The sequence below is a fragment of the Psychrobacter sp. Arc29 genome, assembly GCF_041431175.1.
Lineage (GTDB): Bacteria > Pseudomonadota > Gammaproteobacteria > Pseudomonadales > Moraxellaceae > Psychrobacter.
Window position 1 is genome coordinate 228,230 of sequence record NZ_JASMRR010000004.1, and the last position, 25,815, is coordinate 254,044.

At 41.8% G+C, this 25,815-nt stretch carries 28 protein-coding genes and 1 pseudogene; 14 read left to right on the top strand and 15 right to left on the bottom strand.

Going from position 1 to position 25,815, the window contains the following annotated elements; genetic code table 11:
* Positions 1 to 4: 4 nt before the first annotated feature.
* The 3 genes from QO189_RS07505 to QO189_RS07515 all read right to left on the bottom strand — a co-directional run bounded on the left by QO189_RS07505 (position 5) and on the right by QO189_RS07515 (position 1,285).
* On the bottom strand, positions 5 to 472 hold the full coding sequence (locus QO189_RS07505) for a Rha family transcriptional regulator (protein ID WP_371532216.1): 468 nt from the start codon (positions 470 to 472) through the stop codon (positions 5 to 7).
* Positions 473 to 532: 60 nt separating this feature from the next.
* Positions 533 to 1,015: a phage regulatory CII family protein gene (locus tag QO189_RS07510; RefSeq protein WP_371532217.1), complete on the bottom strand. Its 483-nt coding sequence runs from the start codon at positions 1,013 to 1,015 to the stop codon at positions 533 to 535.
* A gap of 81 nt (positions 1,016 to 1,096) precedes the next feature.
* The gene (locus QO189_RS07515) at positions 1,097 to 1,285 is read right to left on the bottom strand and encodes a hypothetical protein (protein WP_371532218.1); all 189 of its coding nucleotides are present in this window, start codon (positions 1,283 to 1,285) and stop codon (positions 1,097 to 1,099) included.
* A 103-nt stretch (positions 1,286 to 1,388) separates the two neighbouring features.
* On the opposite strand from QO189_RS07515, the gene QO189_RS07520 reads away from it, so the two are divergent.
* The 13 genes from QO189_RS07520 to QO189_RS07580 all read left to right on the top strand — a co-directional run bounded on the left by QO189_RS07520 (position 1,389) and on the right by QO189_RS07580 (position 9,897).
* Positions 1,389 to 1,862: a helix-turn-helix transcriptional regulator gene (locus QO189_RS07520; RefSeq protein ID WP_371532219.1), complete on the top strand. Its 474-nt coding sequence runs from the start codon at positions 1,389 to 1,391 to the stop codon at positions 1,860 to 1,862.
* A complete protein-coding gene (locus QO189_RS07525; protein WP_371532220.1) occupies positions 1,855 to 2,706 on the top strand; it encodes a hypothetical protein in 852 nt (283 codons plus the stop codon). Before QO189_RS07520 ends, QO189_RS07525 begins: the two co-directional genes overlap by 8 nt.
* Positions 2,703 to 3,668 carry a DUF3037 domain-containing protein gene (locus QO189_RS07530; protein ID WP_371532221.1) on the top strand — a complete coding sequence of 322 codons (966 nt, stop codon included), beginning with the start codon at positions 2,703 to 2,705 and terminating at the stop codon, positions 3,666 to 3,668. The genes QO189_RS07525 and QO189_RS07530 overlap by 4 nt, the downstream gene beginning before the upstream one ends.
* 334 nt (positions 3,669 to 4,002) lie before the next feature.
* Positions 4,003 to 4,281, top strand: a complete 279-nt coding sequence (locus tag QO189_RS07535) for a hypothetical protein (protein WP_371532222.1) — start codon at positions 4,003 to 4,005, stop codon at positions 4,279 to 4,281.
* Positions 4,278 to 4,946, top strand: a complete 669-nt coding sequence (locus QO189_RS07540) for a hypothetical protein (protein ID WP_371532223.1) — start codon at positions 4,278 to 4,280, stop codon at positions 4,944 to 4,946. The genes QO189_RS07535 and QO189_RS07540 overlap by 4 nt, the downstream gene beginning before the upstream one ends.
* Complete coding sequence (locus tag QO189_RS07545) at positions 4,943 to 5,167, top strand: hypothetical protein (RefSeq protein WP_371532224.1); 225 nt, start codon at positions 4,943 to 4,945, stop codon at positions 5,165 to 5,167. The genes QO189_RS07540 and QO189_RS07545 overlap by 4 nt, the downstream gene beginning before the upstream one ends.
* Positions 5,164 to 5,337, top strand: coding sequence for a hypothetical protein (locus tag QO189_RS07550; protein WP_371532225.1), 174 nt, complete (start codon positions 5,164 to 5,166; stop codon positions 5,335 to 5,337). The genes QO189_RS07545 and QO189_RS07550 overlap by 4 nt, the downstream gene beginning before the upstream one ends.
* A gap of 3 nt (positions 5,338 to 5,340) precedes the next feature.
* Positions 5,341 to 6,252: an ATP-binding protein gene (locus QO189_RS07555; protein WP_371532226.1), complete on the top strand. Its 912-nt coding sequence runs from the start codon at positions 5,341 to 5,343 to the stop codon at positions 6,250 to 6,252.
* Positions 6,253 to 6,254: 2 nt separating this feature from the next.
* On the top strand, positions 6,255 to 7,004 hold the full coding sequence (locus QO189_RS07560) for an exonuclease domain-containing protein (protein WP_371532227.1): 750 nt from the start codon (positions 6,255 to 6,257) through the stop codon (positions 7,002 to 7,004).
* 10 nt (positions 7,005 to 7,014) lie between these two features.
* Positions 7,015 to 7,533 (top strand): hypothetical protein, encoded by a 519-nt coding sequence (locus QO189_RS07565; RefSeq protein ID WP_371532228.1) that lies wholly within the window; start codon positions 7,015 to 7,017, stop codon positions 7,531 to 7,533.
* A gap of 5 nt (positions 7,534 to 7,538) precedes the next feature.
* Entirely contained in the window at positions 7,539 to 7,949 is a 411-nt protein-coding gene (locus QO189_RS07570; protein ID WP_371532229.1) for a hypothetical protein, read from the top strand.
* Between the two features lie 9 nt (positions 7,950 to 7,958).
* On the top strand, positions 7,959 to 9,584 hold the full coding sequence (locus QO189_RS07575) for a DNA cytosine methyltransferase (protein ID WP_371532230.1): 1,626 nt from the start codon (positions 7,959 to 7,961) through the stop codon (positions 9,582 to 9,584).
* Between the two features lie 169 nt (positions 9,585 to 9,753).
* Complete coding sequence (locus QO189_RS07580) at positions 9,754 to 9,897, top strand: hypothetical protein (RefSeq protein WP_371532231.1); 144 nt, start codon at positions 9,754 to 9,756, stop codon at positions 9,895 to 9,897.
* A gap of 444 nt (positions 9,898 to 10,341) precedes the next feature.
* On the opposite strand, the gene QO189_RS07585 is transcribed toward QO189_RS07580, so the two are convergent.
* The 5 genes from QO189_RS07585 to QO189_RS07605 form a co-directional block, all read right to left on the bottom strand.
* Positions 10,342 to 11,958 carry an NAD(P)/FAD-dependent oxidoreductase gene (locus QO189_RS07585; RefSeq protein ID WP_371532232.1) on the bottom strand — a complete coding sequence of 539 codons (1,617 nt, stop codon included), beginning with the start codon at positions 11,956 to 11,958 and terminating at the stop codon, positions 10,342 to 10,344.
* Positions 11,959 to 12,293: 335 nt separating this feature from the next.
* Positions 12,294 to 12,950: a LysR family transcriptional regulator substrate-binding protein gene (locus tag QO189_RS07590; protein WP_371532233.1), complete on the bottom strand. Its 657-nt coding sequence runs from the start codon at positions 12,948 to 12,950 to the stop codon at positions 12,294 to 12,296.
* 166 nt (positions 12,951 to 13,116) lie between these two features.
* Entirely contained in the window at positions 13,117 to 14,259 is a 1,143-nt protein-coding gene (lldD, locus tag QO189_RS07595) for an FMN-dependent L-lactate dehydrogenase LldD (RefSeq protein WP_371532234.1), read from the bottom strand.
* A gap of 130 nt (positions 14,260 to 14,389) precedes the next feature.
* Positions 14,390 to 16,093: a D-lactate dehydrogenase gene (gene dld / locus QO189_RS07600; RefSeq protein ID WP_371532328.1), complete on the bottom strand. Its 1,704-nt coding sequence runs from the start codon at positions 16,091 to 16,093 to the stop codon at positions 14,390 to 14,392.
* A 65-nt stretch (positions 16,094 to 16,158) separates the two neighbouring features.
* On the bottom strand, positions 16,159 to 17,871 hold the full coding sequence (locus QO189_RS07605) for an L-lactate permease (protein WP_371532235.1): 1,713 nt from the start codon (positions 17,869 to 17,871) through the stop codon (positions 16,159 to 16,161).
* Positions 17,872 to 18,160: 289 nt separating this feature from the next.
* Here QO189_RS07605 and QO189_RS07610 point away from each other — a divergent pair, with 289 nt between their 5' ends.
* The gene (locus QO189_RS07610; RefSeq protein WP_371532236.1) at positions 18,161 to 19,066 is read left to right on the top strand and encodes a LysR family transcriptional regulator; all 906 of its coding nucleotides are present in this window, start codon (positions 18,161 to 18,163) and stop codon (positions 19,064 to 19,066) included.
* Between the two features lie 414 nt (positions 19,067 to 19,480).
* Here the strand turns inward: QO189_RS07610 and QO189_RS07615 are convergent, their stop codons facing one another.
* The 7 genes and pseudogenes from QO189_RS07615 to rutC all read right to left on the bottom strand — a co-directional run bounded on the left by QO189_RS07615 (position 19,481) and on the right by rutC (position 25,805).
* Positions 19,481 to 20,077: a malonic semialdehyde reductase gene (locus QO189_RS07615; RefSeq protein WP_371532237.1), complete on the bottom strand. Its 597-nt coding sequence runs from the start codon at positions 20,075 to 20,077 to the stop codon at positions 19,481 to 19,483.
* Positions 20,078 to 20,095: 18 nt separating this feature from the next.
* On the bottom strand, positions 20,096 to 20,872 hold the full coding sequence (rutD, locus tag QO189_RS07620; RefSeq protein WP_371532238.1) for a pyrimidine utilization protein D: 777 nt from the start codon (positions 20,870 to 20,872) through the stop codon (positions 20,096 to 20,098).
* A gap of 147 nt (positions 20,873 to 21,019) precedes the next feature.
* Positions 21,020 to 21,661, bottom strand: a pseudogene (gene ribB, locus QO189_RS07625) (3,4-dihydroxy-2-butanone-4-phosphate synthase); the annotation flags it as partial.
* A 109-nt stretch (positions 21,662 to 21,770) separates the two neighbouring features.
* On the bottom strand, positions 21,771 to 23,270 hold the full coding sequence (locus QO189_RS07630) for a CoA-acylating methylmalonate-semialdehyde dehydrogenase (protein WP_371532239.1): 1,500 nt from the start codon (positions 23,268 to 23,270) through the stop codon (positions 21,771 to 21,773).
* A gap of 40 nt (positions 23,271 to 23,310) precedes the next feature.
* Entirely contained in the window at positions 23,311 to 24,669 is a 1,359-nt protein-coding gene (locus tag QO189_RS07635) for a solute carrier family 23 protein (protein ID WP_371532240.1), read from the bottom strand.
* A gap of 33 nt (positions 24,670 to 24,702) precedes the next feature.
* Positions 24,703 to 25,284 (bottom strand): NADH-dependent FMN reductase RutF, encoded by a 582-nt coding sequence (rutF, locus tag QO189_RS07640; RefSeq protein WP_201599295.1) that lies wholly within the window; start codon positions 25,282 to 25,284, stop codon positions 24,703 to 24,705.
* A gap of 137 nt (positions 25,285 to 25,421) precedes the next feature.
* Positions 25,422 to 25,805, bottom strand: a complete 384-nt coding sequence (rutC, locus tag QO189_RS07645) for a pyrimidine utilization protein C (protein ID WP_371532241.1) — start codon at positions 25,803 to 25,805, stop codon at positions 25,422 to 25,424.
* Between the last annotated feature and the right edge of the window lie 10 nt (positions 25,806 to 25,815).

Below are 25,815 nucleotides of genomic sequence, written 5' to 3' on the forward strand. Positions count from 1 at the left end.
CCCCTTATACTTCTAGTTTTAGCTGCATCTTTCTCAAAATGCCGTCTATCGTCGTTGTGTTTAAATGCTTGGTCTTTTTGCGCTCTGCCAAGCCTTTGCCGTGTAGTGAACCAATAGACTTATCGAAATTCTCTTTGGCGCACCACTTGTTAAGCTCGTTCTGCAATGACACAACTTGATGCTCCAAATCTAGCCATCGCCTAATGACCGCGTTTCTTAGCTTAGTGCTGTATCCAGTGACCAAGGTGAAGGTTAGCTCTTGATCCAAAAGGTATTCAGTTTGCTGGCGGTTTAATGCATCTAAATAGATGTGAGCAGATTTGCTCACATCTATTTGAAGGTCATCGAACATAACCCTGATGTCTCTGCTGACATCTGCATGTCTCTTGCCTGTCAGATCTGCAATCTCTCTGCTTGTCATCTGAGCCATGCTGCCAACGTTCCAATTTGTGGTTTGCGTTAGTTCTTTCATGTTGCTATACTCCAATTACAGGTTAAGTTTTTGTTGAAGACCCTAATCAGGTGCAACTGATTAGGGTTTTTTATTGCCTTGATTTTTCCGCAAGTGCGGATTGTCCCTAGCGTGCTTACGCTTGACGTGGTTCTTGAGCGATTGCAGCGACGACATAGCTTTCTGTATTTTCGGAAGCAAACTATCAAGCTCATTGCAGCTTATGCGACCATCCTCCAATGCTTTATGCATTTCAGTCATCACATCGCCTTGGCAAGCAGATGCTGACAATGCCGTCATGATCAATTCGTCTTTGGTCGCTTCCCCTATCACTTCGCAGTAAACACCACCTAATCGGCTAGCCATTGCTTGAATGATGCTATGGTCGCCAGTAAATTCCATAATGGTCAGGGCCTCATCCAAGCGCAGATGGTGGGTATCACAGTTGGCATTAACTTTGTTGTTCAAAACAGCAACCGACATTCCCATTCGCGTTGCTAGCGCTGCCGATCCGCCATGTGCAGGGTTGTGCACTGCCTTGTGTGCTGCATCTATTACGTCCATCGTATTTTTCCTATCTATTTACACGTTTTTTTGAATAGCCAAATTTTGTAATATTAATTACAGGGATTAGGGCTCTTTAGGTCATTGCTCTAATGAGGATAGATCTGCTTTGAGTTTATTTTTGGTTCTAATCTGGATGACCGCCTGTTGCTCAGGAGGAATTCCATTTGCATTCCATAAACTCAAAGTCCCTTTTGATTTACCTACAAGGCCTGTCAAAGCTTGAAGAGTCTTGACCTTGTAGTGCTTTTTTAGCTGTTCAACATTCATAGTTAAATACCTTACACTTTTAGTTTAATATATTAAACCATCAGTTTAAGACATTGTCAACAAATTGGTTTAGTCTGTTAAACAAATAGACATGAGACAAATAATGAAAAATCTAATTTCTTATGGCGAGCGTCTTGGATGGGCTATATCTAAGCGCAATACATCTCCTGCTGAAGTTAGTAAGCAGACTAAAATCAGTAAATCTTCTATAAGTCAGTACATTAATGGCTCTACTGGTGCACCAAGGAATATCAGCTCAGCTAAACTGGCGAATTTTTTGAAGGTTAATCAGTATTGGCTCGATACAGGCAAGGGAGAGTGGGATGCAGAAGATAGTACGCAAGCAAGCGATGGTCAGCAGAATATCGAAGCATCTTTATTAGCATCTAGTAGCCCTAGTGTTATTGATTTAATGAATAACTTAAGAGAAATGGAAAAAGCCAATCAACTCACTCCAGAGCTTGTCAGCTTGTTGAACGCTACAGTTGATACCTTTAAGCAAATGAATAGACCACAAGCTTCGCAAATTGATATTGATCACTTAATAGAAGTAGCTGAGGAAAGGATTGATGAGTAACGTCATTCAGTTGTTAAAACCCAATGAATACCGTAATTTCAAGGGCTGGATAACAGATGTCAACAACATCAATCCTGTATTTGTAGCGAGTTTTAAGCATCCACTGGAAAACAAGCCTATTGATATGTACGCTAAGATCTACTCTTTAAGTGGTACAGATAGATCTATTTTTAATGAAATACTGGGCTATTTGATGTCGCACGCACTAGGTTTGCCTCAACCTAAACATGCTTGTATTGCGTTGATACCTACTGGCAATCTGCGCCAAAACATATCAGGTGGAGTGCTTGATCGGGTTTTAGAGAAAGAGGTTTTCCAACGCGAGATGTTTCCAGTTTTTTGCACCTCAAAAATTGATAAGTCAGAAACTGCTTTTCAATATAGCGAGCGTACCGATGCCATGGTTTCAGAGCTGGCAAAATGGCCCGATATAGGTAAGGCGATAGCGGTAGACAATACTATTGCTAATATAGATAGGCATACACACAATTTACTTAGGACAGGCTTGAATAAGTATCATCTTATTGATAATGGTAGTTTGGTTGATGGACAAGGATGGGAGCCGTCAGACTTACTGCCTAATAAGAATTTTTGCAATGCTTTACTGGATCTGTCTGAAGAGTATATGAGTCATGCGCAATCTTCAAAAATAAGAGGTCATGCAATCATGGCATGCGATCAACATCCTAACGCATTAACTGATATAAGCACTGAATTAAGGTACTGGATAGACACTCTTTACATGCAAACGCAGAGTGACTATAACGATTTTATAGAATTCATCGACTATAGAGTTAACAATGCTCATGGTCTTCTGACATCAAGGTTACAGCTGATCACATGAATACATCTTGGTATAGTCTTGTTGGCGATACAGCGGGAAACTCTGATCACTTAGTATCGGGCGAATGGTTTACTGTGCGCTTTATTCCTGACCATATTGCAGGTGAAATATTTAATATTGGTGTTGTTTTTATAGATGAATATAGAAATGCTCATTATCGCTTGCTTGATAATGCAGATGCTTTTTCTTGTTTGTTTGGTGACAAGGGGAAGGCTAATATTAGCTTTCTATTGCAGGTGGTTGAGGATGTATTAAAAGATAATCATTACGTTGTAACTCCTTCGCCTCATATCATGTATTCACCTCGTCAAACTGCTCAAGGTGATAGTATTGAAGAGATATTAGACGACTTATTTGGTTCAATGATATCTTTAGTGTGTCGTAGAGAGCTGCAATTATCATCATTAAATTCTCTGACTGAGTATTCAACTTTTGAAATGATAGTGCCCGAAACAACAAAGAAACTTAGTACTAACAAGTTGCGTAAAGCTGTTTTTGGGAGAATGAGGTATGATAATGAGTTCTTATACGAAAAAATTTACAATAAAGAACCTTACGAGATAACCAATCCCTATAGTAAGAAAAAAATGCTAATTGATATGCCTATCCGTGGCTATTCAGGGCTGGAGGATCAAAAGCGACAAGATTATTATGGTTCAGTAGTTTCAGCGGCTTATATAAGCGAGGTACACCGTATCCATCAAATAAACTATGTTGGCGCTACTAATGTTATGAACTGTTGTGAGCAGTTAGGTAAAAGCGTAAGAACTGCTCTTATTATTTATTTGCCTCCTTCTGACAATCATACGTTCACTAAGTCTATCCGCACACAAGCAGAGAATGAATTGGATCGGTGCTTGTACGCATTACATCAAATGTCGAAAGAAGGTTATCAAATAAAAATAGAAATTAAAGACACTCCTGAAGAATGCCTAAACGAGGTGCTTGAGTTTGTGCATTAAGTAATGCTTACAACGATATACCTCGTATAAAAAACACCTATTATCAACCCTACCATACTAAGTAGGGTTTTTTATTGTCTAAAAATTACTGTTATGCCCGCTATCTAGCGGGTTTTTTTACGACTTGAGTTTAAAAATAGTTAATTTCAATTGCCAAAAGTTCAATTAGTTAAACTTATTTGTTGACAATAAAGTTTAGGATGTTAAACTTAATCATATCAGCTAGCAACTACCTAGCCGAAATTATCCAGCAGTACCAAATTTTAGGCAATAAAAAGCCCTGATATCCGACCAAAGACGCAGGGCTTTTAACTCAACAAGGAGTGAAAGGATTATGGCACAACATCTCGCCCTACTCAACCAAATAAAGTCAGGCGGTGCACATATCGCCGCGGGACTCGCATCAGGTATGGCACTCGTGATAGTCGGTAACATCACTGGCTGCAATAGCTTTCTAGCCACACAGGCCGAGCAAGACGTGGCTACATCAACGTTTGAGCCACGTATTAACTCAATCGATAGCTCTGAGCTCATAGAGTTTAGAAGGCAAAACGCTTACGCCAATCAAAAGCTCGCTGAAATGCGCTTATACGCTGCAGGAGGCAACCAATGAACTTACATGTCAAATTAAATCTTAGCTCGGTGCGTAAATTTCCTGATGGTACGTTTGGCGCTCAAGTGATCACATCAGATGCTGATGGAAACCAAGCGTTCTATGCATGCAAAGTTAAGCGCACTGCTCCATTTGAAGTAGAGCTTGATCGCAGTAATGTTCATGAGTTCATCGCTGGCCGCTGGCAGACTGCCACCGTCAATGATGCACTGGCCAAGCAGCTGACAGGCTCGATGCGCAAATTCGTATCATCATACGCTCGCTTATTCACCAAAGACGTTTCTAAAGCTAGAGACGGAAAGCAGTTTGGTATGTACACAGATGCAGTTGTTGCTATCGCCGATAGTGGCGGCAAACATAAATTGAAAGTAGACGACAAAATCTTTGAATCTAAAGACGCTATCTCTCTTTTGAGCAGCGGTCAGAACGTCATTGAGTACCGCTTGATTGGAGACTCATTACGCATTCTCAGTCTTAACTTGGCTGACAACCCTTACATACTAAAGCGTCTCCAGAAGCAGTTCGATGTCGCTAAAGAAAAGTATGAGCGTGTTAGAAACAGCAGGCCAATCGGTGGCATGTCATGGGCAGCGAATCAAAATGATCGTAAAACGTTCGGTAAGTCTCGTTACAACCATCGCGAACTGCAAAGGAGCCGAGCATGAGCAAGCCAACTCCCGTACAAAGATGCAGCCCAGTGCAAATGCGTGAAAATTTAATGATGGTCGAATTTCTTAAAGCATCTGGTATTAGCTTTATACCAATACCCGTCAAAGATGATAAGCATCGTGCTGCACTGGTGCTCAAAGCTCATGAAATCATAGGTGAGTTATTGGCTCAGGCTGAAGCAGCTGAAGCAGCTGAAGCTAGCGGGGTTAAGCCATGAGCTATCAAAATCAAGCTGGTTGGGAATGGATAGCTCAAGAACAAGAACGCTGGGAGCTTGAACAGCAAGCACTTATCGAGACACACCAAACAAGTCCAACGAAGCAGCAGCAAGTGAATGAAAGAATGCTAGCCGACTTTGACAGCATATTTATGAATGAAGGGGAATAACTGATGTCACGTTTCACTAAAGCAGAACGTAAGAAAGCAAAACTAAGACTCGCGCTTACTGGTATATCAGGTTGTGGCAAGACTTACAGCGCTTTACGTATAGCAACAGGTATGGGTGGAAGTATAGCGGTTATTGATACCGAGCATGACTCTTCTAGTCTGTACGCTACTGAGTTTGAATTCAGCTCAAGCAATCTTGATAACCATAGCCCAGAAAGCTACATCAAGGCTATTGATGATGCTGAAAAGGAAGGTTTTGACATCGTGATCATCGACAGTCTCAGCCATGTATGGACTTACTGTAAAAACGAAGTTGATGTCGTCGCTGCTAAGTCCTTCAAGGGTAACTCTTGGGCTGCATGGAGCAGAGTGACACCACGTTATGATGCGCTTATCCAGCGCATGATACAAAGCAGTATTCACGTCATTGTTACTATGCGAGCTAAGACCGAAACGGCTCAGATTGAAGAAAATGGCCGTAAGAAAGTCATCAAGCTTGGCATGAAAACAGAAATGCGTGACGGTATTGAGTATGAGTTCACAACGGTGATTGATATTGATCATAGCACCAATGGCGCTGCGGTCAGTAAAGACAGAACGCACGTATTTAAAGGTAAAGAGAATTTACCACTAGACGAGACTATTGGCCAAGAGCTCATGGATTGGCTACTGGGCGGTATTGATGAGCCACTTGTTGACGATAATCAATTAAAGGCCCTAAACAACATGCTGGCTTCCATAACTCATGAAGGCGCATCGAACAAAGTTAAAGCAACCTACCCTGATTTTGCAAAAATCAAAGCAAAAGATTATGAGTATGTCGCAGACAAACTTCATAGCCTTATCGAGTGGCAGCAGTCACAGCCAAATCAATCACAAGGCGCTAATCAAGAACAGATGAATCAAGGAGCCTGATTGTGACGACTGCCAATAACTCAAACAACTCTGAAATGATAGCTATCCCTGCGGTAGCTATTGATTTTGAGACCACTTGTGCAACCAGTGAGGCTCAAGCGACTGAGCTTGGGCTCTGCCCTATCATCTTTTCAGCAAACGGTATATTAAATCCGCGCATAGATGCTGTAGCTATCAGATGCAAGCCAGAACGTGATATTAGCTTTGGTTCAATGGCTGTAACAGGTATATGCCCTGAAGATATAGCGAACGAACCTAGTCACAGGTCGGCTTTGTTACCTTGGCTACCGAAAGGTCCTGCTTATATAGTCGGCCACAACGTCGACTATGACATCCAAGTGGCTAAAAACGCTGGCATCGATGTCAGTGAGTACAAAGCTATCTGTACTTTAGCGATAGCGCGTGAGTTGTATCCGGATGCTCAACACAGCCTTGGCGCTTTGCTTTATATGCTGGACTATGACTACGCCCGTCAGCATGCGCAAAACGCTCACAGTGCTGCACATGATGTCCGTTTCTGTATTCGTCTGCTACGTATATTCTGCCGTGAGACTGGTATTACTGATATGCAGTCATTGTACGAGTACAGCGAACAGGCGCGTATTCCCAAAGTCTTACCCATGGGCAAGCATAAGGGCAAGTTAATCAAAGATATGGCGAATCAACCTAAAGACCGTGAATATCTCGAATGGGTGATCGGGAATGTGGACAACGCTTATTTGGTTAAAGCATGCCAACAGGCGCTTAGTTAAGGAGCAGCACATGTTAAGACTAAATAACAGCTCGGTAGTAAGAGAGTCGATCAATGGCATCGATACGGTCCAAATGTCCGCTGTGTTCGATGATGTAACGAAAACTGGCCGTACCAGGCGCAAATACGCACAGCGTTTTGCTATCAAAGACAACTTACTGGTCCTAAATGGTAAAAGTCATCAACTGTGCGAACCGATTGATCTAAATGCTAAACCTGAAGAATTGATTCAATATTTTGAAGCACGGTTTGGAAGCGTTCAGCCAGATATATTTTTACAGCCTCCAACGTCAAGAAATGGCCTTCAATTACCTAAATCTATCAAGGAGGTACGCTGGGAATATCCTGATAAACCATGGCGTGCAATCGATAAAAGTGGTGCAGTTGCGTACTTTGAACGTAGACCAATGCTAGACAACGCAGGCTACTGGGTATCAGCAATCGAAGGCATTGTGGCTAGATACGGTAAGTCGCTATGCATAGCTGATAACTATCAATGCAGCTTACGAAATATTAATGATCAAGGATAAATATCATGCCAAAACTTAAAAACCGTGACAAGCGCAAAGCTGCCAAAGTTAAAAAACGCAATCAGGCGAAACAGCAAAAACGTGAAGCTGGTGAGTTTGTCAAAGAATTTACTGGCTACATGCAACTGTCGTTCAAGGGAGAAACAGACGATGAAACGATACGTAAGAACGTGATTCGCTGTGGCGATTGGTTAAAGAATAGCTATCAGATATTTAAGCATGATCGTTATTACTTGGTCGAAGTACTGTTACGTAAGTCTGATGAAAATGTAGAACCAGCCGAGCTTGGTTGGGCAACCAAAGATAAATTATTTCGTGAAGACATTGTTGAAGTGGCTAGACAGATGGCTGAAGAGTTAGCTGAAGGCGAAGACGATGTTGATTTCGATAACTCTTATATACGCATATCAGCGTGAGGAATGGATATGGAATCCTTATTACCACATGAACTAATAATAGATAACTTTGCTGGCGGTGGCGGTACCAGCACTGGCCTTGAAGCAGCTTTCGGTCGTCCGGTTGACATTGCTATCAACCATGACCCAGAAGCAATCGCCATGCACCGCATCAACCATCCCCACACCAAACATCTTTGTGAGTCTGTGTGGGATATCGACCCGATAGACGTAACTGGTAATCAGCCAGTGGGTTTGGTTTGGTTGTCACCAGATTGTAAGCATTTTTCCAAAGCCAAAGGCAGTGTGCCAGTAGACAAACGTATCCGTGGTCTTGCTTGGGTAGCTTCTCGATGGGCTGCAAAGTGTCGCCCTCGTATCATCATGCTTGAGAATGTCGAAGAGTTTAAAACGTGGGGACCGCTTAATGCTGATGGCAAACCCTGCAAAGACCGTAAAGGTAAAACGTTTAAATCTTTTCTAAGAAAGCTGCATAAAGAGGGTTACAAAGTTGAGTATCGCGAACTCAAAGCTAGTGATTACGGAGTACCAACCATTCGCAATCGTTTTTTCTTGGTGGCTCGTCGTGATGGCCTACCAATTCACTGGCCTAAACCGACACACGGTAATCCGAAGTCAGTAGCAGTCAAAAAAGGCAAACTATTGCCTTGGCATACTGCTGCAGAATGTATCGATTGGTCAATTCCAACACCGTCTATATTCGATACGGCTGCACAGATTAAAGCTGATCACGGTGTTCGCGCTAAGCGTCCATTAGCAGATAATACTTTAAAGCGGATAGCGGTTGGCATGATGCGCTACGTTGTCGATAATTCAGATCCTTTTATCGTCAAATCTAATCATACCGCCAGTTACTACAATTGTTTTCGTGGTCAAGAGCTTAATGAGCCCCTACAAACAGTGACGCAGATACCAGGTTTCGCATTAACTATTCCTTATATCGCTAAGCTAAGAAAAGGCAATGTAGGCCATGGCCTTGATGAGCCACTGCATACAATGACAGCCGGTGGCAAACATTTTGGTGTCGTTGCGCCCATCTTGACAGAGTGTGCGAATGCTTCTTCTCCACGTTGTATGCCAGCCAATGAACCTTTGCGTACAATCTGCGCGCAGATTAAAGGTGGACATCATGCCTTAATCGCGCCATTCATTGCCAAAAATTACACTGGCGTTGTAGGTAGCGATATAAATGAGCCGCTGCACACCGTTACATCTATTGATCATAACAGTCTAGTGATACCTCACCTATCTACTTGCACGTCCGACAAAAGCGATTTGGTCGCTGCATTTTTATCTGTCTATTACGGCAACGAAAAGGATGGTCAAAGCCTAAATGATCCTGCACGGACTGTCACTAGCAAGGCTAAATTTGGCTTAGTGACAGTCAAAGGTGTCGATTACAAGATAGTCGATATCGGCTTTCGTATGCTTCAGCCACGCGAATTGTTCCGCGCTCAGGGTTTTGATGATGATTACATCATCGACAAGGGTATTGATGAGCATGGCAAAACCATAAAACTCACCAAGACCGCACAAACGAGAATGGTCGGCAATTCGGTTTGCCCTCCCCTTGCCCAAGCATTAGTAGAAGCTAATTTTAAACACGAATTTGCATACAAGGAAAAAATAGCATGACAACACATACAGAAGAAGAAATGGAAGCCCTAGCCGCTGAGCTGCTAGAAGTTGATTTAGAATTGCCGAGCGTGTGTGAGATGTGCGGCGCTGAATTGGAGAGATCAAAATGACAGGAATTTATTACACAACTAGCGATATTAAAGCGATATTTGGCTGGGAGTCAACTATGACGTTACATCGCAGACGTGCATCAGGATTTCTTCCTGAGCCAGACTTACCAGGCAGACCAAATAAGTGGCTAAAATCAAAAATTGATGCTATGGTTTCTAATGATTCGAATCCAGAAGCAGGAGTCGAACCGCCCAACTAATAGCCACTACTTTGATTAATAAAGGTATCGGTCAAGGTATTAGCCACTGGCAAATTAAATAAACATATAAAAATCAGTGGCTTAAATTATCAGTTTGGAATCTGGTGGGCGCACCAATCATGGTATTTTTAGCTTATTTTAAAGCCCTGCAGCCTCTTGGTTATGGGGCTTTTTTATTTCTTATCGCATCATAACATTGCATAACTTACGATGTATTTTCATCTAGCATATCGTCAAAGCACAAAATATCCGGCATCGCTTATTAGCCCAATCAACTCATGCTGTTAAGATGTCCAAACTTATTGAAAGCATGAGAATAACTCTCCATCTCTGAAACACGAAAAAGCCTTTCAAGCTATTAAGTATAAAGCTTGAAAGGCTTTTTCGATCATATATTTTTATCTGGGTAAGAGGGTTAATATCGGGGTTTGCCTACAGCTGCTCTTACTCTATATTCAACATTGATTTCGCCACAGCTTCAGCCACTTTAATGCCATCAATCCCTGCTGATAATATACCGCCTGCATAGCCTGCGCCTTCGCCTGCAGGAAATAATCCTTTGGTATTAATGCTTTGAAAGTCTTTATTGCGTTTAATACTTATCGGTGACGATGTTCTGGTTTCTACGCCAGTGAGTAAACCGTCATCAGATGAAAATCCTTGGATTTTTTTATTAAACGCTGGAATGGCTTCACGTATGGCATCCACGGCAAAATCAGGTAATGCTTTGCTTAAGTCAGTTAAAGTAATACCCGGTGTGTAGGAGGGTTTTACATCACCTAGTTCTGAATTTGGTTTACCTTTTAAGAAATCGCCAATGGTTTGCGCTGGTGCACTGTAGTCTTTGCCGCCTAATTCAAACGCTAAAGTCTCTAGTTGTCTTTGCAAATCGATACCGGCAAGAGGGTGACTTGGGTAATCTCGCTCTGGGTCGATACCTACAACAATAGCACTGTTGGCGTTGCGCTCGTTTCTTGAATATTGGCTCATGCCGTTAGTGACAACACGGCCCTCTTCTGATGCTGCGGCAACAACCGTTCCACCTGGACACATGCAGAAGCTATAAACAGAACGACCGTTTTTGCAGTGATGAACCAATTTATAATCCGCAGCGCCAAGTATTTCGTTTCCAGCATTGTCGCCAAAGCGTGCTTTATCTATGGTTGACTGCTTGTGTTCAATCCTAAAGCCAATCGAGAAAGGTTTTGCTTCAACATACACGCCTTTATCATGGATCATTTGGAAGGTATCACGGGCGCTATGACCAATAGCAAGAACAACATGGCTAGTTTTCAAGGTTTCGCCATTATTAAGCGTCACGCCAGTTACTTTTGAGTCAGTTATATGCAAGTCGTCTACGCGAGTAGCAAAACGGATTTCACCACCAAGTGCTATGATCTCGGCACGCATTTTTTCTACCATACTGACTAATTTATAAGTACCTATGTGCGGTTTACTAACAAACAAAATCTCCTCTGGTGCGCCTGCTTTTACAAATTCTGTCATTACTTTACGGCCATAATGATTTGGATCTTTCACTTGGCTATATAGTTTGCCGTCGGAGAAGGTACCCGCTCCGCCTTCACCAAATTGTACGTTTGACTCCGTGTTTAATTTACGCTGACGCCAAAAGCCAAAGGTGTCTTTGGTGCGTTGTCTTACTTCATTACCACGTTCAATGATAATAGGTTTAAAACCCATTTGGGCAAGAGTAAGTCCTGCTAATAAACCACAAGGTCCAAAACCAATAACAACAGGGCGCTCAGTTAAGTTCTCTGGTGCTTCACCTACATATTTGTAGCTGGTATCTGGTGTTGGTTTAACATGGTTGTCTGACTCAAATTGCACCAGTAAATCATTGGCCAAATCTGAGTCGGTCAGTATGATGTCTAGCGTATAAATTAATTGGATATTTCTTTTATTACGAGCATCATAACCACGTTTAAACATCACAAATGACGCCATTTGCTCAGCAGAGATTTTAAGTTTTGTCGTTATAGCAGTCGTTAGATCTTTAGGTGCATGATTTAATGGCAATTTAATTTCAGTTAAACGTATCATTGGTTACTCATAAACTCGTGTAGAAAACAGTCTCGCATTTTACTGGTACTGATACAAATAAGCGAATAAATATTTTAATTAAGCAGCCTGATGGTAAAAGTCAGACCACATCTTTTTTGGCAACTTATAGCTCAAACCCTTTTGAATGCTCGTTTCACTGTGGCACAGCTCTTGTCTTACGGCGCTGTAAAGCAGTGTTCTCAAAACCCAAAAAGCCTATCAAGACTTGTATTTCATCGCTTGACAGGCTTTATTGATGTTATAGGTATTGTCTAAAAACTATGATATTTCTGGCTCATTGCAAATTAGATAATAAAGCCTTTACAGAATGTCGATCAAAGAGAAACATCAAACTCTATAATTTCCTCGATAAATTTGGCTTCAATAGCGGATAAAGCGCGATGCTTGTGCCAAAAAATATATATAGGGATGTCAGCAATCCCATCACTTGGGGGCAAACGTCTAAGTTTAGATGCTAGATGAGTCGCAGCAACGAATTGATCTGGCAAAGCGCCTATGCTATATCCTGTGTAAATCAGTCGAACCAGCTCGTCTAAATTATTTGTATAGGCACTGACGTGACCAGTAAAATCATGAGCTTCTTTAAATAACGTTATTGGCGAGAGAACATCACCAATCGCTTCGCTATTAAATGCAATAAAATTTTCTTGTAATATATTACTAAAACTCAGTTCCTTTACCGAAAATAAAGGATGATGATATCCGCAATATAGGTAATAACGTTGATTAAAAAGCATCTTTTGATTGAGTGTATCGGATGTATGCTTTGCTAAACAAATACCAATAGCGGTTTTTTTTTGCTTTAAATCATTTAAAATATCCATACTTGATTTGACCGTCAAATCTAACGTAATGTTTGGATACTTCTTTTCGAAATAGACTAAAAAATCATTATATTTAGGATTATGAAGGCGACTAGCGACTAATAGTTTAATGTTACCTTTTAAAAGGTGTAGATTACTGCCTCTCATTGCTTCAATAGACGTAATCTCTGTAAATATTGTTTGCGCAACTTGAAGGCAATAGCGACCAATCGGTGTAAGCTCCAGCTGAGTTTACTTCATTTGCTTAAAAACGCTACTATTTAAACATGCTAAGAATTGAGATTAATAGAATATTCATCTCAACAAGCTAAATTTAGTTATTTATTTTCACTAAACAGTATGAATTAATATCAGCAATCGTTTTAGCGCCCGTCAAGGTCATCGCAACGCGCATCTCTTTATCTATCAAATCTAGCAAGTTACTTACCCCTGCACCACCACTTGCCGCTAAGGCATATATAAATGCACGCCCTAGCATACAAACATCAGCCCCTGAAGCTAACATGCGCACAATGTCTAAGCCACTACGGATGCCAGAGTCTGCTAAAATTTTAATCTCTCCTTTCACTGCATCGGCAATAGGAGGTAGAGCACGCGCGCTTGATAAAACACCGTCCAACTGTCGCCCACCATGGTTAGACACCACTATACCGTCTGCCCCAAAACGTACTGCGTCTTTAGCATCTTCTGGATCCAAAATACCTTTGATGACCATCGGCCCATCCCAGTATTCACGAATCCAATCTAAATCTTTCCAAGAGATAGAAGGATCAAAATTATTACCCAGCCAGCCTATATAATCTTCCAGCCCTGTAGGCTTACCTAAATAAGTAGAAATATTGCCCAGATCATGCGGACGGCCATGCAGTCCTACGTCCCATGCCCATTGGGGATGCGTCATAGACTGTAAATAACGGCGCATCACTGCATTTTTACCACTCATACCAGAGTGTGCATCGCGGTAGCGTGCTCCTGGTACTGGCATATCTACTGTGAAGACCAGTGTCGAACACCCTGCAGCTTTGGCACGCTCTAGGGCATTTTTCATAAAGCCTCGGTCTTTCAACACATAAAGCTGAAACCACATCGGGCGGTTGATTTTAGGCGCCACTTCCTCAATCGGACAAACAGAAACCGTCGACATTGTAAACGGAATGCCTTTTTGATCAGCTGCCATAGCAGCCTGTACTTCTCCGCGGCGCGCATACATGCCTGTCAGACCCACGGGTGATAGTGCTACTGGCATAGACAGCGTTTCATTAAATAGCTGCGTCTCTAAGCTCAGTTCTGACATGTCATTCAGTACACGTTGCCTAAGGGCAATCTGTGATAAATCTTCAATATTACGTTTTAAAGTATATTCATCATAAGCACCGCCATCTATATAATGAAACAAAAATGGGGGCAGTCGGCGCTTGGCAGCAGCTCTGTAGTCATTTGCAGATGAGATAATCATACGTTTGCCCTTTTTATTTTGTTAGATAACTAGGTAATATTTTTGGATGTCTAATTGTGCATAGCTCAGTACTAAACGATGGATACAACTGACTTATTTTTGAAGCAGAAAGTTTAGCCCACACTTGCTATTACAAACAGCACGAGCAATTACGTTTGATTTTCGACATTTTACCGACACCTGGATTAAAGGTGTTGGTTGGGTCTAAGCCTTTATAGAAGTTTTGCAAATCAGGCTCCGCTTCGTACAAGTGACCGACATTATGCTCAGCAGGATATTTTGCGCCGCGCGCGCCCAATAACTCTAACATCATTTTTTTGACATGCTTAATATCACTGCCTTTCTTCAGAATATAATCTTGATGAAATACATAACAAAAGAAGTGTCCGTAATAGAGCTTCTTTTCTAAGTGTTGTGTGATTTCTTCAGGTAGCACTTCAAGCCACTCTAACTCGTTACGTGGTATGGCAAAATCCAATGCCAATATATCGCCTACTTCTTTTTCATGTATAACTCCATACCTTAATGCAGCACCTGCAGCAGCAAAACGATGCAAAAAGGCACTTTCTGACTCTTCCTGACTACATTCAAAATAGTTACCCGTGTCTGAAGAATCAAAAAATATCTTTAGAAAATCTTGTGCTTCCTCTATTCCCTCATCACTCATTTTTAATATTAGGTGATGCTGATATTGGTCGCGATACTCCAGCATTCGCTTCGGTAAATGCTTTGGAAATATGTTGGCGACAAACTGCATAACTTTGTCAGTAAAATGCTTGGGCATCCATGGCCATTTATGGAATTTTGCGTCTATAGCGCCTTTGATAGAAAACAGTCTAGGTAAAGCATTCGTACCGAGATGCTTAATACTTAGAAACGTGTCTTTACCGTATTTAGCAGATACATCAAATATATCGCGATGCATATATTCACCAACTTCAGGAATATTATCGAAGCTCGATAATATCTGCCGTCGCAACTGTGCAAGCTCACTCACACTATTACTGCCTATATAAAAGGTTTTCTCTCTTGTAGCGGTTGGATAAGTATCAAGGCGTACGGCAAATACCGCAAGCTTGCCAGCACATCCACTGGCCTCATATAGTCGTCGCTTGTCAGCATTAAAACGACTCGGCGTACTTGCGTTAACGTCTTTTACTCTGGCAATGTACTCTTTGTCAGATGCCATTTTGCTAGTGTCAGGTAGCTTTCTTTTATCAAAATTACCTGTTTGTAAATTAGTGAGTATTTCTTCAGGGGTATTTCCTAACTCTACATCTAGGTGATTAACCAACACCAGCTGACCGTGTTTATTTATTTGTGCAAACAACGCAAGCTCGGTGTAAGCAGGGCCTCTTTTAACCAGTGCTCCTCCTGAGTTATTAGAGACCCCGCCAATAATCGACGCACCTAATGTTGATGAACCTATGACTGAATGAGGTGCTCGATTGACTGCGTTCAGCTGACTTTGCAATTGGTGTAGCGTCGCCCCAGGCAAGCTAATTACTTGTTTATTATCATTCACTAAGTACAGCTGGTCTATAGCAAGGGTATTGATAACAACCACGGGTCTATCGTAGTCATTACCGCTTGGCGTTGAGCCTTCAGTCAGTCCTGTTTTTGCCGCTTGCATGATAATAATGCAGTCGCCTTCAACACACACTTCTAGGCTACGCCAAATGTCTACTAACGTTTGTGGAAACAAAACTGCTAATGCATTTCCGCCACCAGAGCGCCATCCCATTCTATAATGCTCGTTTTTCTCTGGGTCTGCTTGTACATTACTGGCTCCTAATAAAGTGGTGAGTTTGTCTAACACGTGGTCAGGACTCATTATGTCTTGAGAAGCTCGATTTGACGAAGAGATATGATGCTCCTTATCTTGTAATGGTGTATCACTCATGATGCTAAAGGGCCTTGAAAATCGAAAATATAAATTGCGGCCATGACGATTATTCCACAGAGCAATACATAATATAGAGTGGGTAAAATAGTACGTCTCAATGTGGCGCCCTCCATACCAAGCAAACCCACTGTTGCTGATGCAGCCACCACGTTATGTATGGCGATCATATTACCAGCTGCTGCACCAACTGCTTGTGCCGCGATGATTAAAGAAGGTGAGATCCGTAAGCTCATGGCGGCTTCATATTGGAATTGGCTAAACATCATGTTAGATACGGTATTAGAGCCCGCGATAAACGCACCTAAGGCACCGATGGTTGCACTAATTAAGGGGAAGGTATTGCCAAAAGTACCCGCAAACAACTCTGCACTTGCAACTGGCATACTCGCCACATCTGATAAATTTACGCCCGAATTGATAAAAATTCTAACCATTGGAATCGTAAAGATAAGTACGAAACCCGCTCCCAATACGGTTTTACTTGATTCTTTAAAGGCATTATTTAGTGCGCTGACGGGTTTTCTAGTTTGAAGAATGGCGGCAACCAAGGCGCTGATGACTAACAGGCCACCTGGTAAGTACAAAGGACTAAAGCTGGCACTAATATCTGCCTCACTTAAAATTGAGGTTAGGTCTACCGTTACACTGTTAAGTAAAGACTGAAAGCCTGTAAATACTCTTGAAAACACTAGTAAGAGAGCCACTAGTAAATAAGGAAACCACGCCATAAAAGTGGACATATTTTTATCACTCAAAGCCGGTGTAATATCTTCTTTACTGATCACCAACTTACCAAGCCATTCACTTGGCCAGCTTTTTTGCGGCTCAAAATCCCATGTAGTTTTTGGTACTAAAAACCCTCTTTTAGCAGCATTAACAACGATGGTCATGCTGACCAGACCACCTACCAGTGACGGAAACTCTGGTCCTAAAAAAACGCCCGTCAATGTATAAGGAATCGTAAATGCCAGGCCTGCAAAAATAGCAAATGGCCAAATAGCGAAGCCTTCCCTCCAACTTTTGTTTTTACCAAAAAAGCGAGTGAGCATCATCACCATGAAAAGTGGCATAAACGTACCAATAGCGCCATGAATCATAGCAACTTGGCTGGTAATCAGTTGTAAGAAGCTGTCCCACTGCAAGCCTTGTTGTGCAAGTTGCGCGCTTATAGCGACTGTATCCAACCCCTTATTTACCCCAATAACGATAGGCGTACCGACCGCACCAAATGATACAGGTGTACTTTGTATCATCATCCCCATCAACACCGCACCCAGCGCTGGGAATCCTATTGCTACCAGCAAAGGTGCGGCAATAGCGGCAGCTGTACCAAAACCAGAAGCACCCTCAAGAAAGCAGCCAAAGCACCATGCAATAATAATAGCTTGCACACGCCTATCTGGCGATACATTGGTAAATCCAGCACGGATAACAGCGATTGCACCAGTATGTTTCAATGTATTTAGTAAAAAAATAGCACCAAAGACAATCCACAACACTGAGATAGTTATCACCAAACCCTGAATAATAGATGATGACACTCGATTAAGCGTCATATCCCATATAAAAATGGCAAGCGCAGCGGTAACAACTAAAATAATTGGCATTGTTTTTTTGGCCGACCATTGCAAGCCTATAAGAAAAATACCACAGAGAACAATTGGCAGTAATGCCAGTAGACCATATATTGTTTGATTCAAAACCATATCCTTTTTTGTCGCTTAATCTTCCTTGAATCAAGTCATTGAAGCCTTTATCTTGACGGCTGAATAATGACTAAGTTGTGTTAAACACTCACGAACACAGACTGCTAATTTAACCTAGCTGTCTTTCAGACAAAGCTAAATACAGCTCCAACTAGTCTATGATCTAATGTTCAAAACATCCTAAAATAGTCTACGCCTTGTTAATAGGTTGATATATTGCATCAAAGGAAAATATTATTTTCTTTTTTTGCTATAATCCAAACCGCATTGTATCAATTGGAGCACAAATATGATTAAAGCTGACGATATGGTTCTATTCGTCCAAGTTGTTGAGGAAGGGTCATTTTCTAAGGTCGCTGAAAAACTGTCATTAACGAATTCAGTTGTTAGCAAGCGCATTGTTAGATTAGAAGAAAACTTAAATACTCAATTACTTTATAGAACCACCAGAAAGTTGAGCTTAACTGATGCAGGTATGGTGCTTTATGAAAAAGCTAAAATTGCTCGATCTGCCTTTCAAGAAGCCGAAAATGCCGTAACGGGTTATGGTGAAAATATGAAAGGCAACATACGTATAACTATGCCAGCGGTCTCTGCCAAATTAATACTGAGCGAATCGATTGCCGAATTCTGTAAGCAACACCCTGACATTTCCGTAGACTTACACATTACCAATCGATTGGTTGATCTGATAGAAGAAGGATTTGATTTAGCAGTAAGAACTGCTGAGCTTGAAGACTCTTCGCTCATTGCAAAGCGCCTGATAGATAGCCAATGGGTGATATGTGCGACTCCAGACTATGTGAAGCAATATGGTATGCCTCAAACCCCTGAAGAATTAGAGAATCATGAGTGCCTGATTTATAAGTTTGATAACAACTCTAATAATGTATGGCCATTACATATAGACGGCACAAAGCAGTTAATGCCTGTCTATGGTCGATTTCATAGCAATCATCTTAGTGCGATTAAACAAGCTACGCTTAGCGATTTAGGTATCGCTTTTTTACCGCAAGCGCTAGTTTATGAAGAGATGCAGCAAAATATGCTCACGCAAATTTTGCAAAGCTTTACGCGAAAGAAACTGGGTATGTATGCGATTTACCCTAGAGCAAGGCAGCCTGATCAAAAACTCAAACTACTTATTGCCCATTTGCAAGAGTCATTACATCAAAAACAAGATTATTATTGCTAAGTAACAAGCCTGTTTTTGATTTATGTAAAAATGGATAAATCAAAAAGCTAGCAATATATTTTGGGGCTGTAGTAGATAAGCACTGTGCTAGACTCCTTTTATTGAGATAATTCTTTGTAAAATAATTAAAAAATATAGCGTTAGAGTTTTTCATGGCTGAAGTAGCCGTTAAAACAGTAGCATATTTGCTAGATATCCAGCCTAATATTGCTGCGCTTTTTTATTAAAAAATCAAAATTATTAGATATCGTCAAGCTGCTTAACTAAAATCTCCTAAGTTTATTTCTACGGATTTGACGGCAGGGGTCACTCAATTATTAAGTGAAGGAGCCAAAAACAACCACCCCTCCACATAGCCTCAATTCAGTCCATTATTCCTAAAATAAGATGACATAATGGATGAATCGCTTGTTTTCATAAGATCTGACAAGCCTCATCAAAGTCTAATCTTGGCAGACGGCTGTATAACTGGTCCTCTTGACCATAACCTATATTGATGAGCAGGTTTGAAGTCCAATTACTGTCTTTAAGAAAAGTTTTATCTACCAGTTCATTATTAAATCCAGACATAGGGCCGGTGTCTAAACCCAAGGCTCTACAAGCCAAGATTAGATAAGCCGCTTGCATAGAACTGTTTCTAAACGCCGTTTCTTTTATCAGTTCAGGACTAGAGTTAAACCATGATCGGGCATCCGTATGTGGAAATAATTTAGGAAGCTCTTCATAAAACTCATTATCATAAGCAACAATAACGGTGATAGGTGCTGTCATTGTTTTTTCGATATTACCTGAAGATAGTGCTGGTTCTAAGCGCGCTTTAGCATCATCAGATTTGAGAAATACAAACCGTGCAGGTGAACAGTTGGCCGAGGTAGGTGCCATTTTAACCAAGTGATAGATCTCTTCGAGTAGTGCATCTGGCACGTCTTTTTTTTGCCAAGCGTTAAAAGATCTGGCCTTACCAAACAACTGATCAAGATTAGCTGAAGATAACGATAGGGAATCAGTCATAATACTTCCTTATTGATATTAGATTTTGGATAAGAATTGAAGGATTTTGCTATTGGTTGAGCAGGTCTCTGTGATTGTACTGGCATGTCCACCCGTCACCATTAACTCAAACTGGGCGTTTTGCATACTATCGGCTAGCGCCAGACCGCGTTGCCATGGCACCAAAACATCATCAAGATTGCTTAAAACTAAAGTTTCGTTTTTGATATGCTTAGCATTCATCAGGGGTTGGTAAGACTGTAAGGCTTTTAATCTCGTTAAGACGTTCTTAACGGGAGCAAAATTAGCAATAGCTTTATCCTCTTTTTGCGTGAGTGCTTCTATGTTGTTTGATATCCATGTAGGCGGGTATAAAAATATCGCTTGGGCGCGTACAAATGCTTCTATACCTGTATCTTGTAGCAAACTGGTTCGCATGCTAAAACATTTAATCGTGTGAGGATCGAGGCTTTCCCAACCATTTAAGATGACCAGTTTATCTAACAGTTCTGGTGCTTTATAAGCGACTTCCATACCAATGAATCCGCCCAGTGCGTGACCGACGAAATGACAATTAGACAGTCCTTCTCGTTTTAAAATTTCAATTAATTGTTCTGCTAAATCTTGCATAGAATAGTCATCGGGTAAGAGGTCACTATCAGGTGATACGCCCTCTTGTTCATAGCAAATCACATTGTAATGCTCGGTAAAATACTCAATTTGAGGTAACCAAAAATCAGCATGCCCGCCTAAACCTGAACTAAATACGATCGTTTCTGATGTGTCGTTCTTACAAGGATATTTTTTAACTAACATAGAGTTTCATCCAATTTCAGTAAAATTCAAATTGCGGTAAAAGTATCTAATAGCTTGTAAAATCAAGTTGAGTTCAATCAACTAAATCAATTCAACGGTACGCTCATCGCTTTCATCATATTCGTACGCTAGGGTTTCTTCGAAATTTTCGACTTTGCTTTCACCTTTATTTTCGACAGCATCTTGAGATTTAATATATTTAATTAACGCGTCTATAGTGCCGACCTTTAGGTTATGAATATCAGCGAATTTCATCAGATCGTCTCTACGAGCCATTTCACCATCTTGGTTGATAATTTCTACAATAACCGCGGCAGGCTCTAAGCCAGCCAGTCTCGTTAGATCGCAACCTGCCTCAGTATGCCCAGCGCGTTCTAGAACACCACCCTCTTTAGCCACTAATGGAAAAATATGACCTGGGGTTACGACATCATCAAAAGTAACGTCTTGAGACACGGCAGTTCTAATGGTCTGAGCTCTGTCTGCCGTTGATATTCCGGTACTTACGCCTTGTGCTGCATCAATGGAAACAGTGAAATTTGTACTGTAAGGTGCTTGGTTGTCTTTGCACATGAGAGGCAGTTTTAATTTTTTACAACGCTCGGAGGTCAAGGTCAAACAAACCAAACCTCTGGCATGTGTAATCATAAAGTTAATATCATCAGGTTTGGCTAAAGTGGCTGCCATGATCAGGTCACCTTCATTTTCCCGATCCTCATCATCCATGATTATGACCATCTTGCCTGCTTTAATATCTTCAATGATTTCTGGTATTGTATTGATATTCATAAAATCCACCATTTGCATTTATATTTGCTTTTGTATGTTGTTATGTAGAGCCTGTTGTCAATTAATCACACGTTCTACATAACGTCCTACGTTTGATACGGCCGTATAGCTACTTCATAGAAATAGTGGTATTTACGCCTTCACTAGCATCCTCATCAAACCAGCGTGATATCACCGTTTTCGTCTGCGTATAAAACTGTACCGCTTGCTTACCATAAGGACCTAAGTCACCGAGCTTACTGGCTCTAGACCCTGTAAACGAAAACATCGGTAGCGGTACTGGAATTGGTAAGTTAATACCGACTTGTCCAACATCGATATCTTGTTGGAACTTATGCGCATTTGCGCCAGACTGGGTGAAAATGGCGGTGCCATTACCATTTGGATTGGTATTGATAATCTTAATGGCTTCCTCAAGCGTGTCGGCATACATAATGCATAGAACAGGGCCAAAGATCTCTTCGGTATAGCAGCTCATATCAGCTGTTACATTGTCCAAGATAGTTGGACCAACAAAGTTGCCATCTTCATAACCTGCTACCTGACAACCACGACCATCTAATCTGAGAGTTGCCCCTTCGTCTATGCCCGCTTGGATTAAGCGCTCGACACGGGTTTTGGCTTGCTTAGATATTAGAGGTCCTAAGTCTTTGTCATCTTTGCCAGCGGCAACGACTAGCTGTGCTGATTTTTCTACAATTTCATCAACCCACTGTTTAGACTCTCCAACCAATACCACGACAGACAGTGCCATGCATCGCTGCCCTGCTGCGCCAAATGCTGCGCCTGCTAACTGATTTAAGCTTTGCTCTTTATTGGCGTCAGGCATGATAACGGCATGGTTTTTTGCACCCATCATACATTGCACACGTTTGCCAGCCTGACTGGCTCGATCATAGACATGCTTACCCACTGCTGTTGAGCCAACAAAAGATATCGCTTTTATATCTGGATGATCGCACAGTGCATCCACCGTATCTTTACCACCATGAACCACATTCAATACCCCTTTTGGTATACCTGCCTCAAGCGCCAACTCAACCAATCTCATGGTAACGATTGGATTTTGTTCAGAAGGCTTTAAGATAAACGTGTTACCTGTGGCGATGGCCATTGGAAACATCCATAGCGGTATCATGGCAGGGAAATTAAAGGGAGTAATACCTGCACAGACGCCTATTGGCTGCTGAACGGTATACATATCCACACTACTAGCGACGTTTTCAATGTAGCCCCCTTGTTGCAAGTTACCGATACCTGATGCGTGTTCTACGACCTCAAGACCTCTAAACACATCACCTCTAGCGTCTGCCAGCGTTTTACCTTGTTCTTCAGTCAATAGCACTGCCAGCTCATCCATATGCTCACGTATCAGTTGTTGATACTTTAGGAAAACGCGGGCTCGTTTGCTGATGGGTGTGACACGCCAACTCTGAAAGGCCTCAGATGCTGTTTTGATGGCTTGATCAATTTCCTCAGGTATTGACTGTGGTACCTTGGCGATCACTTCTTGCGTGGCTGGATTGGTGATATCAATCCATTCCGTGGTCGTTGATTCGGTAAATTCGCCATTGATCAATTGTTGTACGCTGCGTGGTTCTGTATTCATGACACGATTCCTTAAGGTAAGATCAAATAGGGTTTTAAATTTATGGATTGAGTTTTAAGAGTGGCTCTGATGTAGCGATTTCTCTCTCAGTGGTCACGCTCACCTCTTTTTGTTTGTTTTTAAAATTGAAAGCGAGGTTCATAAGAATGGCTAAAAACGTAGCGGTACCGATGCCGCCCAAATCAAAACCTGCAATGTTTAGTGAATAGTTGCCAGTGCCTAGGATCACTGGAACGGCGGCTACCAACATATTGCCATTCTTGCTGAAATCAATTTTTGCATTCATCCAGATACGCGCACCAGCAATTGTGATTAAACCAAAGACAACGATTGAAGCACCGGTCAAGATAGGCACAGGGATGGTGCTTACCAACGTTCCAAACTTAGGAGATAAACCCAATAAGATTGCAAAAACACCTGCTATTACAAAGACGACTGTAGAGTAGATTTTGGTCGCTGCCATCACGCCGATGTTTTCTGCATAAGTCGTCATACCTGTGCCGCCTACCGAGGCTGAAAGCGTGGTACAGAGGCCGTCAGCGAAGAACGCTCTACCCATATAAGGCGAGATGCTTTTGCCAGTCATCGCTTCTACTGCTTTAAAATGTCCAAGGTTTTCCGCGATTAAGATGATAAAGACAGGTGCAATGACTAATATGGCACTGGTCTCAAAGACAGGAGAGTAAAGGGTTGGAATACCGAACCAAGCGGCATTCGCAATTGGACTAAAATCAATAGGCGTGCCCATACCCAAAACATTCGTTAATAGGAAATAAATAAAATAGGCAGCGACCAGACCTATTAACAGTAACAAGCGTCTGATCATGCCTTTAGTAAATACGGCGACTGAACAAATACATAACACGGTGACCAACGCCATCCAAGAATCAAAGCTACTGCCAATGACGCTTTGTATGGTGACAGGCGCTAAGTTCAACCCGATAATCATCACAATGGACCCAGTGACCACAGGTGGCATCAAGTTCTCAATCCACCCTGCACCTGTTTTCATTACCAGCAGACCCATCAATGCGTATAAGACCCCGCAGACCAGTGTGCCCCCAAGCGCAATGCCAATATTTGGATTGATACCAGTGCCGCTATAGCCTGTTACTGCTGCTACCGCCCCAATAAAAGCAAAGCTAGAGCCCAAGTAACTTGGTACGTGACCGCCCGTGATAAGAAAGAAAAGTATCGTGCCTATACCAGTGATAAGCATCGTTAAGCTAGGATCGAATCCCATCAGTAAGGGGGCTAAGATTGTCGCACCGAACATGGCGAATGAGTGCTGTGCGCCTAACACCACGCTTTTACCCATTGGTAAGTATTCATTGATACCTACCGGTGTCTTTTCTAGGTTCCCAGTGTAGGGACGCCATTTAACAAACCATTTATCCATTTTAAATATCCTTAAAAAGTAGAGGGGTGATACTTAGTTCGTGCACTTACTCAATTGATGGTAGCCTCGATTGAAATAGATGAGACTTTCACAATCAGGTTTGTGTTTGATATCCAATACTTCACAAATAAGAATATCGTGAGTTCCTACCGAGCTAATAAGCTTAATCTTGCAATCAAAAGAGATACTGGCATCCTCTAATACAGGCGATCCTGTTGACAGCGTGGACCAGTTGCCTTGCTCAAATCTTTCTTCTAATGCCTTTTTTCCGCCGAAGACACCGCTTAAATCTTGGTGTTCAAGACCAAGTGTGTTGACGCATAGCACCATATTTTCTTTAAAAAATTTGTATACAGACGCACTTCTGTTTAGACACACTAATAGGGTTGGCGGTTCGTCAGTGACACTGCACACCGCTGAGGCGGTAAATCCTGCTCGCCCTGCTGGACCTTCAGTGGTAATAATGTTCACGGCAGCCGCAAGCTTGCTCATCGCATCTCTAAAAGACTGCTGCATATCGGTTAAGTTTCCTGCCGTAGAGGTGAATGATTCTTTAGACTTATGTTTCATTAATGAGGATTGCGTTACTTGGCTTTCTTTAATTACTGTATTCATCTGTCATTTCCTTTTAAACAATATTCCGCCACATGTGTAGTCAACTAAAGCGCCCTACTACAGTCAAATGCAATGCTAGAGGGTTCGATGTCAGGTAACTTTAAATTCACTAACTGCAGTTATTTTTAAGCAGGTTTTCATCCAATGTGCGCTATGGACGCGATTTCAACTAAAGCGTCTGGTTTTACCAATCCGCATTGAATACAAAATCTTGCTGGCTTTTCATTGGGGAAGAACTCTGCATAGACTTGATTGACCGCGTCATAATCTGCCCAATCTTTGACAAAGATTGAATTAAACGTCACATCATCCATATCGCCACCAGCGGTTTGAATAACGTTTTGAATCGTTGTTAATACATGGCGAGTTTGCGCGGCGGCATCACCCACATGTACGACATCGTTGTTTTCATCAAAGGGCAAAGTGCCTGAGACATAAACGACGTTATCGGCCTTAGTCGCTGGGACATAGGGTGCCAATGGCTTGCTGGTACCTTCAGGTATAATCACTTGTTTAGACATATCTACATTC

What these genes read in the sequence shown, in the direction of transcription:
- QO189_RS07570 (WP_371532229.1), top strand. Translation starts at nt 7,539, where the DNA reads ATGCCAAAACTTAAAAACCGTGACAAGCGCAAAGCTGCCAAAGTTAAA.
- QO189_RS07635 (WP_371532240.1), bottom strand. Translation starts at nt 24,669, where the DNA reads ATGGATAAATGGTTTGTTAAATGGCGTCCCTACACTGGGAACCTAGAA.
- rutF (WP_201599295.1), bottom strand. Translation starts at nt 25,284, where the DNA reads ATGAATACAGTAATTAAAGAAAGCCAAGTAACGCAATCCTCATTAATG.
- QO189_RS07590 (WP_371532233.1), bottom strand. Translation starts at nt 12,950, where the DNA reads ATGAGAGGCAGTAATCTACACCTTTTAAAAGGTAACATTAAACTATTA.
- lldD (WP_371532234.1), bottom strand. Translation starts at nt 14,259, where the DNA reads ATGATTATCTCATCTGCAAATGACTACAGAGCTGCTGCCAAGCGCCGA.
- QO189_RS07610 (WP_371532236.1), top strand. Translation starts at nt 18,161, where the DNA reads ATGATTAAAGCTGACGATATGGTTCTATTCGTCCAAGTTGTTGAGGAA.
- QO189_RS07580 (WP_371532231.1), top strand. Translation starts at nt 9,754, where the DNA reads ATGACGTTACATCGCAGACGTGCATCAGGATTTCTTCCTGAGCCAGAC.
- rutC (WP_371532241.1), bottom strand. Translation starts at nt 25,805, where the DNA reads ATGTCTAAACAAGTGATTATACCTGAAGGTACCAGCAAGCCATTGGCA.
- QO189_RS07615 (WP_371532237.1), bottom strand. Translation starts at nt 20,077, where the DNA reads ATGACTGATTCCCTATCGTTATCTTCAGCTAATCTTGATCAGTTGTTT.
- QO189_RS07565 (WP_371532228.1), top strand. Translation starts at nt 7,015, where the DNA reads ATGTTAAGACTAAATAACAGCTCGGTAGTAAGAGAGTCGATCAATGGC.
- QO189_RS07630 (WP_371532239.1), bottom strand. Translation starts at nt 23,270, where the DNA reads ATGAATACAGAACCACGCAGCGTACAACAATTGATCAATGGCGAATTT.
- QO189_RS07535 (WP_371532222.1), top strand. Translation starts at nt 4,003, where the DNA reads ATGGCACAACATCTCGCCCTACTCAACCAAATAAAGTCAGGCGGTGCA.
- QO189_RS07545 (WP_371532224.1), top strand. Translation starts at nt 4,943, where the DNA reads ATGAGCAAGCCAACTCCCGTACAAAGATGCAGCCCAGTGCAAATGCGT.
- rutD (WP_371532238.1), bottom strand. Translation starts at nt 20,872, where the DNA reads ATGTTAGTTAAAAAATATCCTTGTAAGAACGACACATCAGAAACGATC.
- QO189_RS07555 (WP_371532226.1), top strand. Translation starts at nt 5,341, where the DNA reads ATGTCACGTTTCACTAAAGCAGAACGTAAGAAAGCAAAACTAAGACTC.
- QO189_RS07520 (WP_371532219.1), top strand. Translation starts at nt 1,389, where the DNA reads ATGAAAAATCTAATTTCTTATGGCGAGCGTCTTGGATGGGCTATATCT.
- QO189_RS07530 (WP_371532221.1), top strand. Translation starts at nt 2,703, where the DNA reads ATGAATACATCTTGGTATAGTCTTGTTGGCGATACAGCGGGAAACTCT.
- QO189_RS07550 (WP_371532225.1), top strand. Translation starts at nt 5,164, where the DNA reads ATGAGCTATCAAAATCAAGCTGGTTGGGAATGGATAGCTCAAGAACAA.
- QO189_RS07575 (WP_371532230.1), top strand. Translation starts at nt 7,959, where the DNA reads ATGGAATCCTTATTACCACATGAACTAATAATAGATAACTTTGCTGGC.
- QO189_RS07525 (WP_371532220.1), top strand. Translation starts at nt 1,855, where the DNA reads ATGAGTAACGTCATTCAGTTGTTAAAACCCAATGAATACCGTAATTTC.
- dld (WP_371532328.1), bottom strand. Translation starts at nt 16,093, where the DNA reads ATGAGTCCTGACCACGTGTTAGACAAACTCACCACTTTATTAGGAGCC.
- QO189_RS07515 (WP_371532218.1), bottom strand. Translation starts at nt 1,285, where the DNA reads ATGAATGTTGAACAGCTAAAAAAGCACTACAAGGTCAAGACTCTTCAA.
- QO189_RS07585 (WP_371532232.1), bottom strand. Translation starts at nt 11,958, where the DNA reads ATGATACGTTTAACTGAAATTAAATTGCCATTAAATCATGCACCTAAA.
- QO189_RS07540 (WP_371532223.1), top strand. Translation starts at nt 4,278, where the DNA reads ATGAACTTACATGTCAAATTAAATCTTAGCTCGGTGCGTAAATTTCCT.
- QO189_RS07510 (WP_371532217.1), bottom strand. Translation starts at nt 1,015, where the DNA reads ATGGACGTAATAGATGCAGCACACAAGGCAGTGCACAACCCTGCACAT.
- QO189_RS07605 (WP_371532235.1), bottom strand. Translation starts at nt 17,871, where the DNA reads ATGGTTTTGAATCAAACAATATATGGTCTACTGGCATTACTGCCAATT.
- QO189_RS07505 (WP_371532216.1), bottom strand. Translation starts at nt 472, where the DNA reads ATGAAAGAACTAACGCAAACCACAAATTGGAACGTTGGCAGCATGGCT.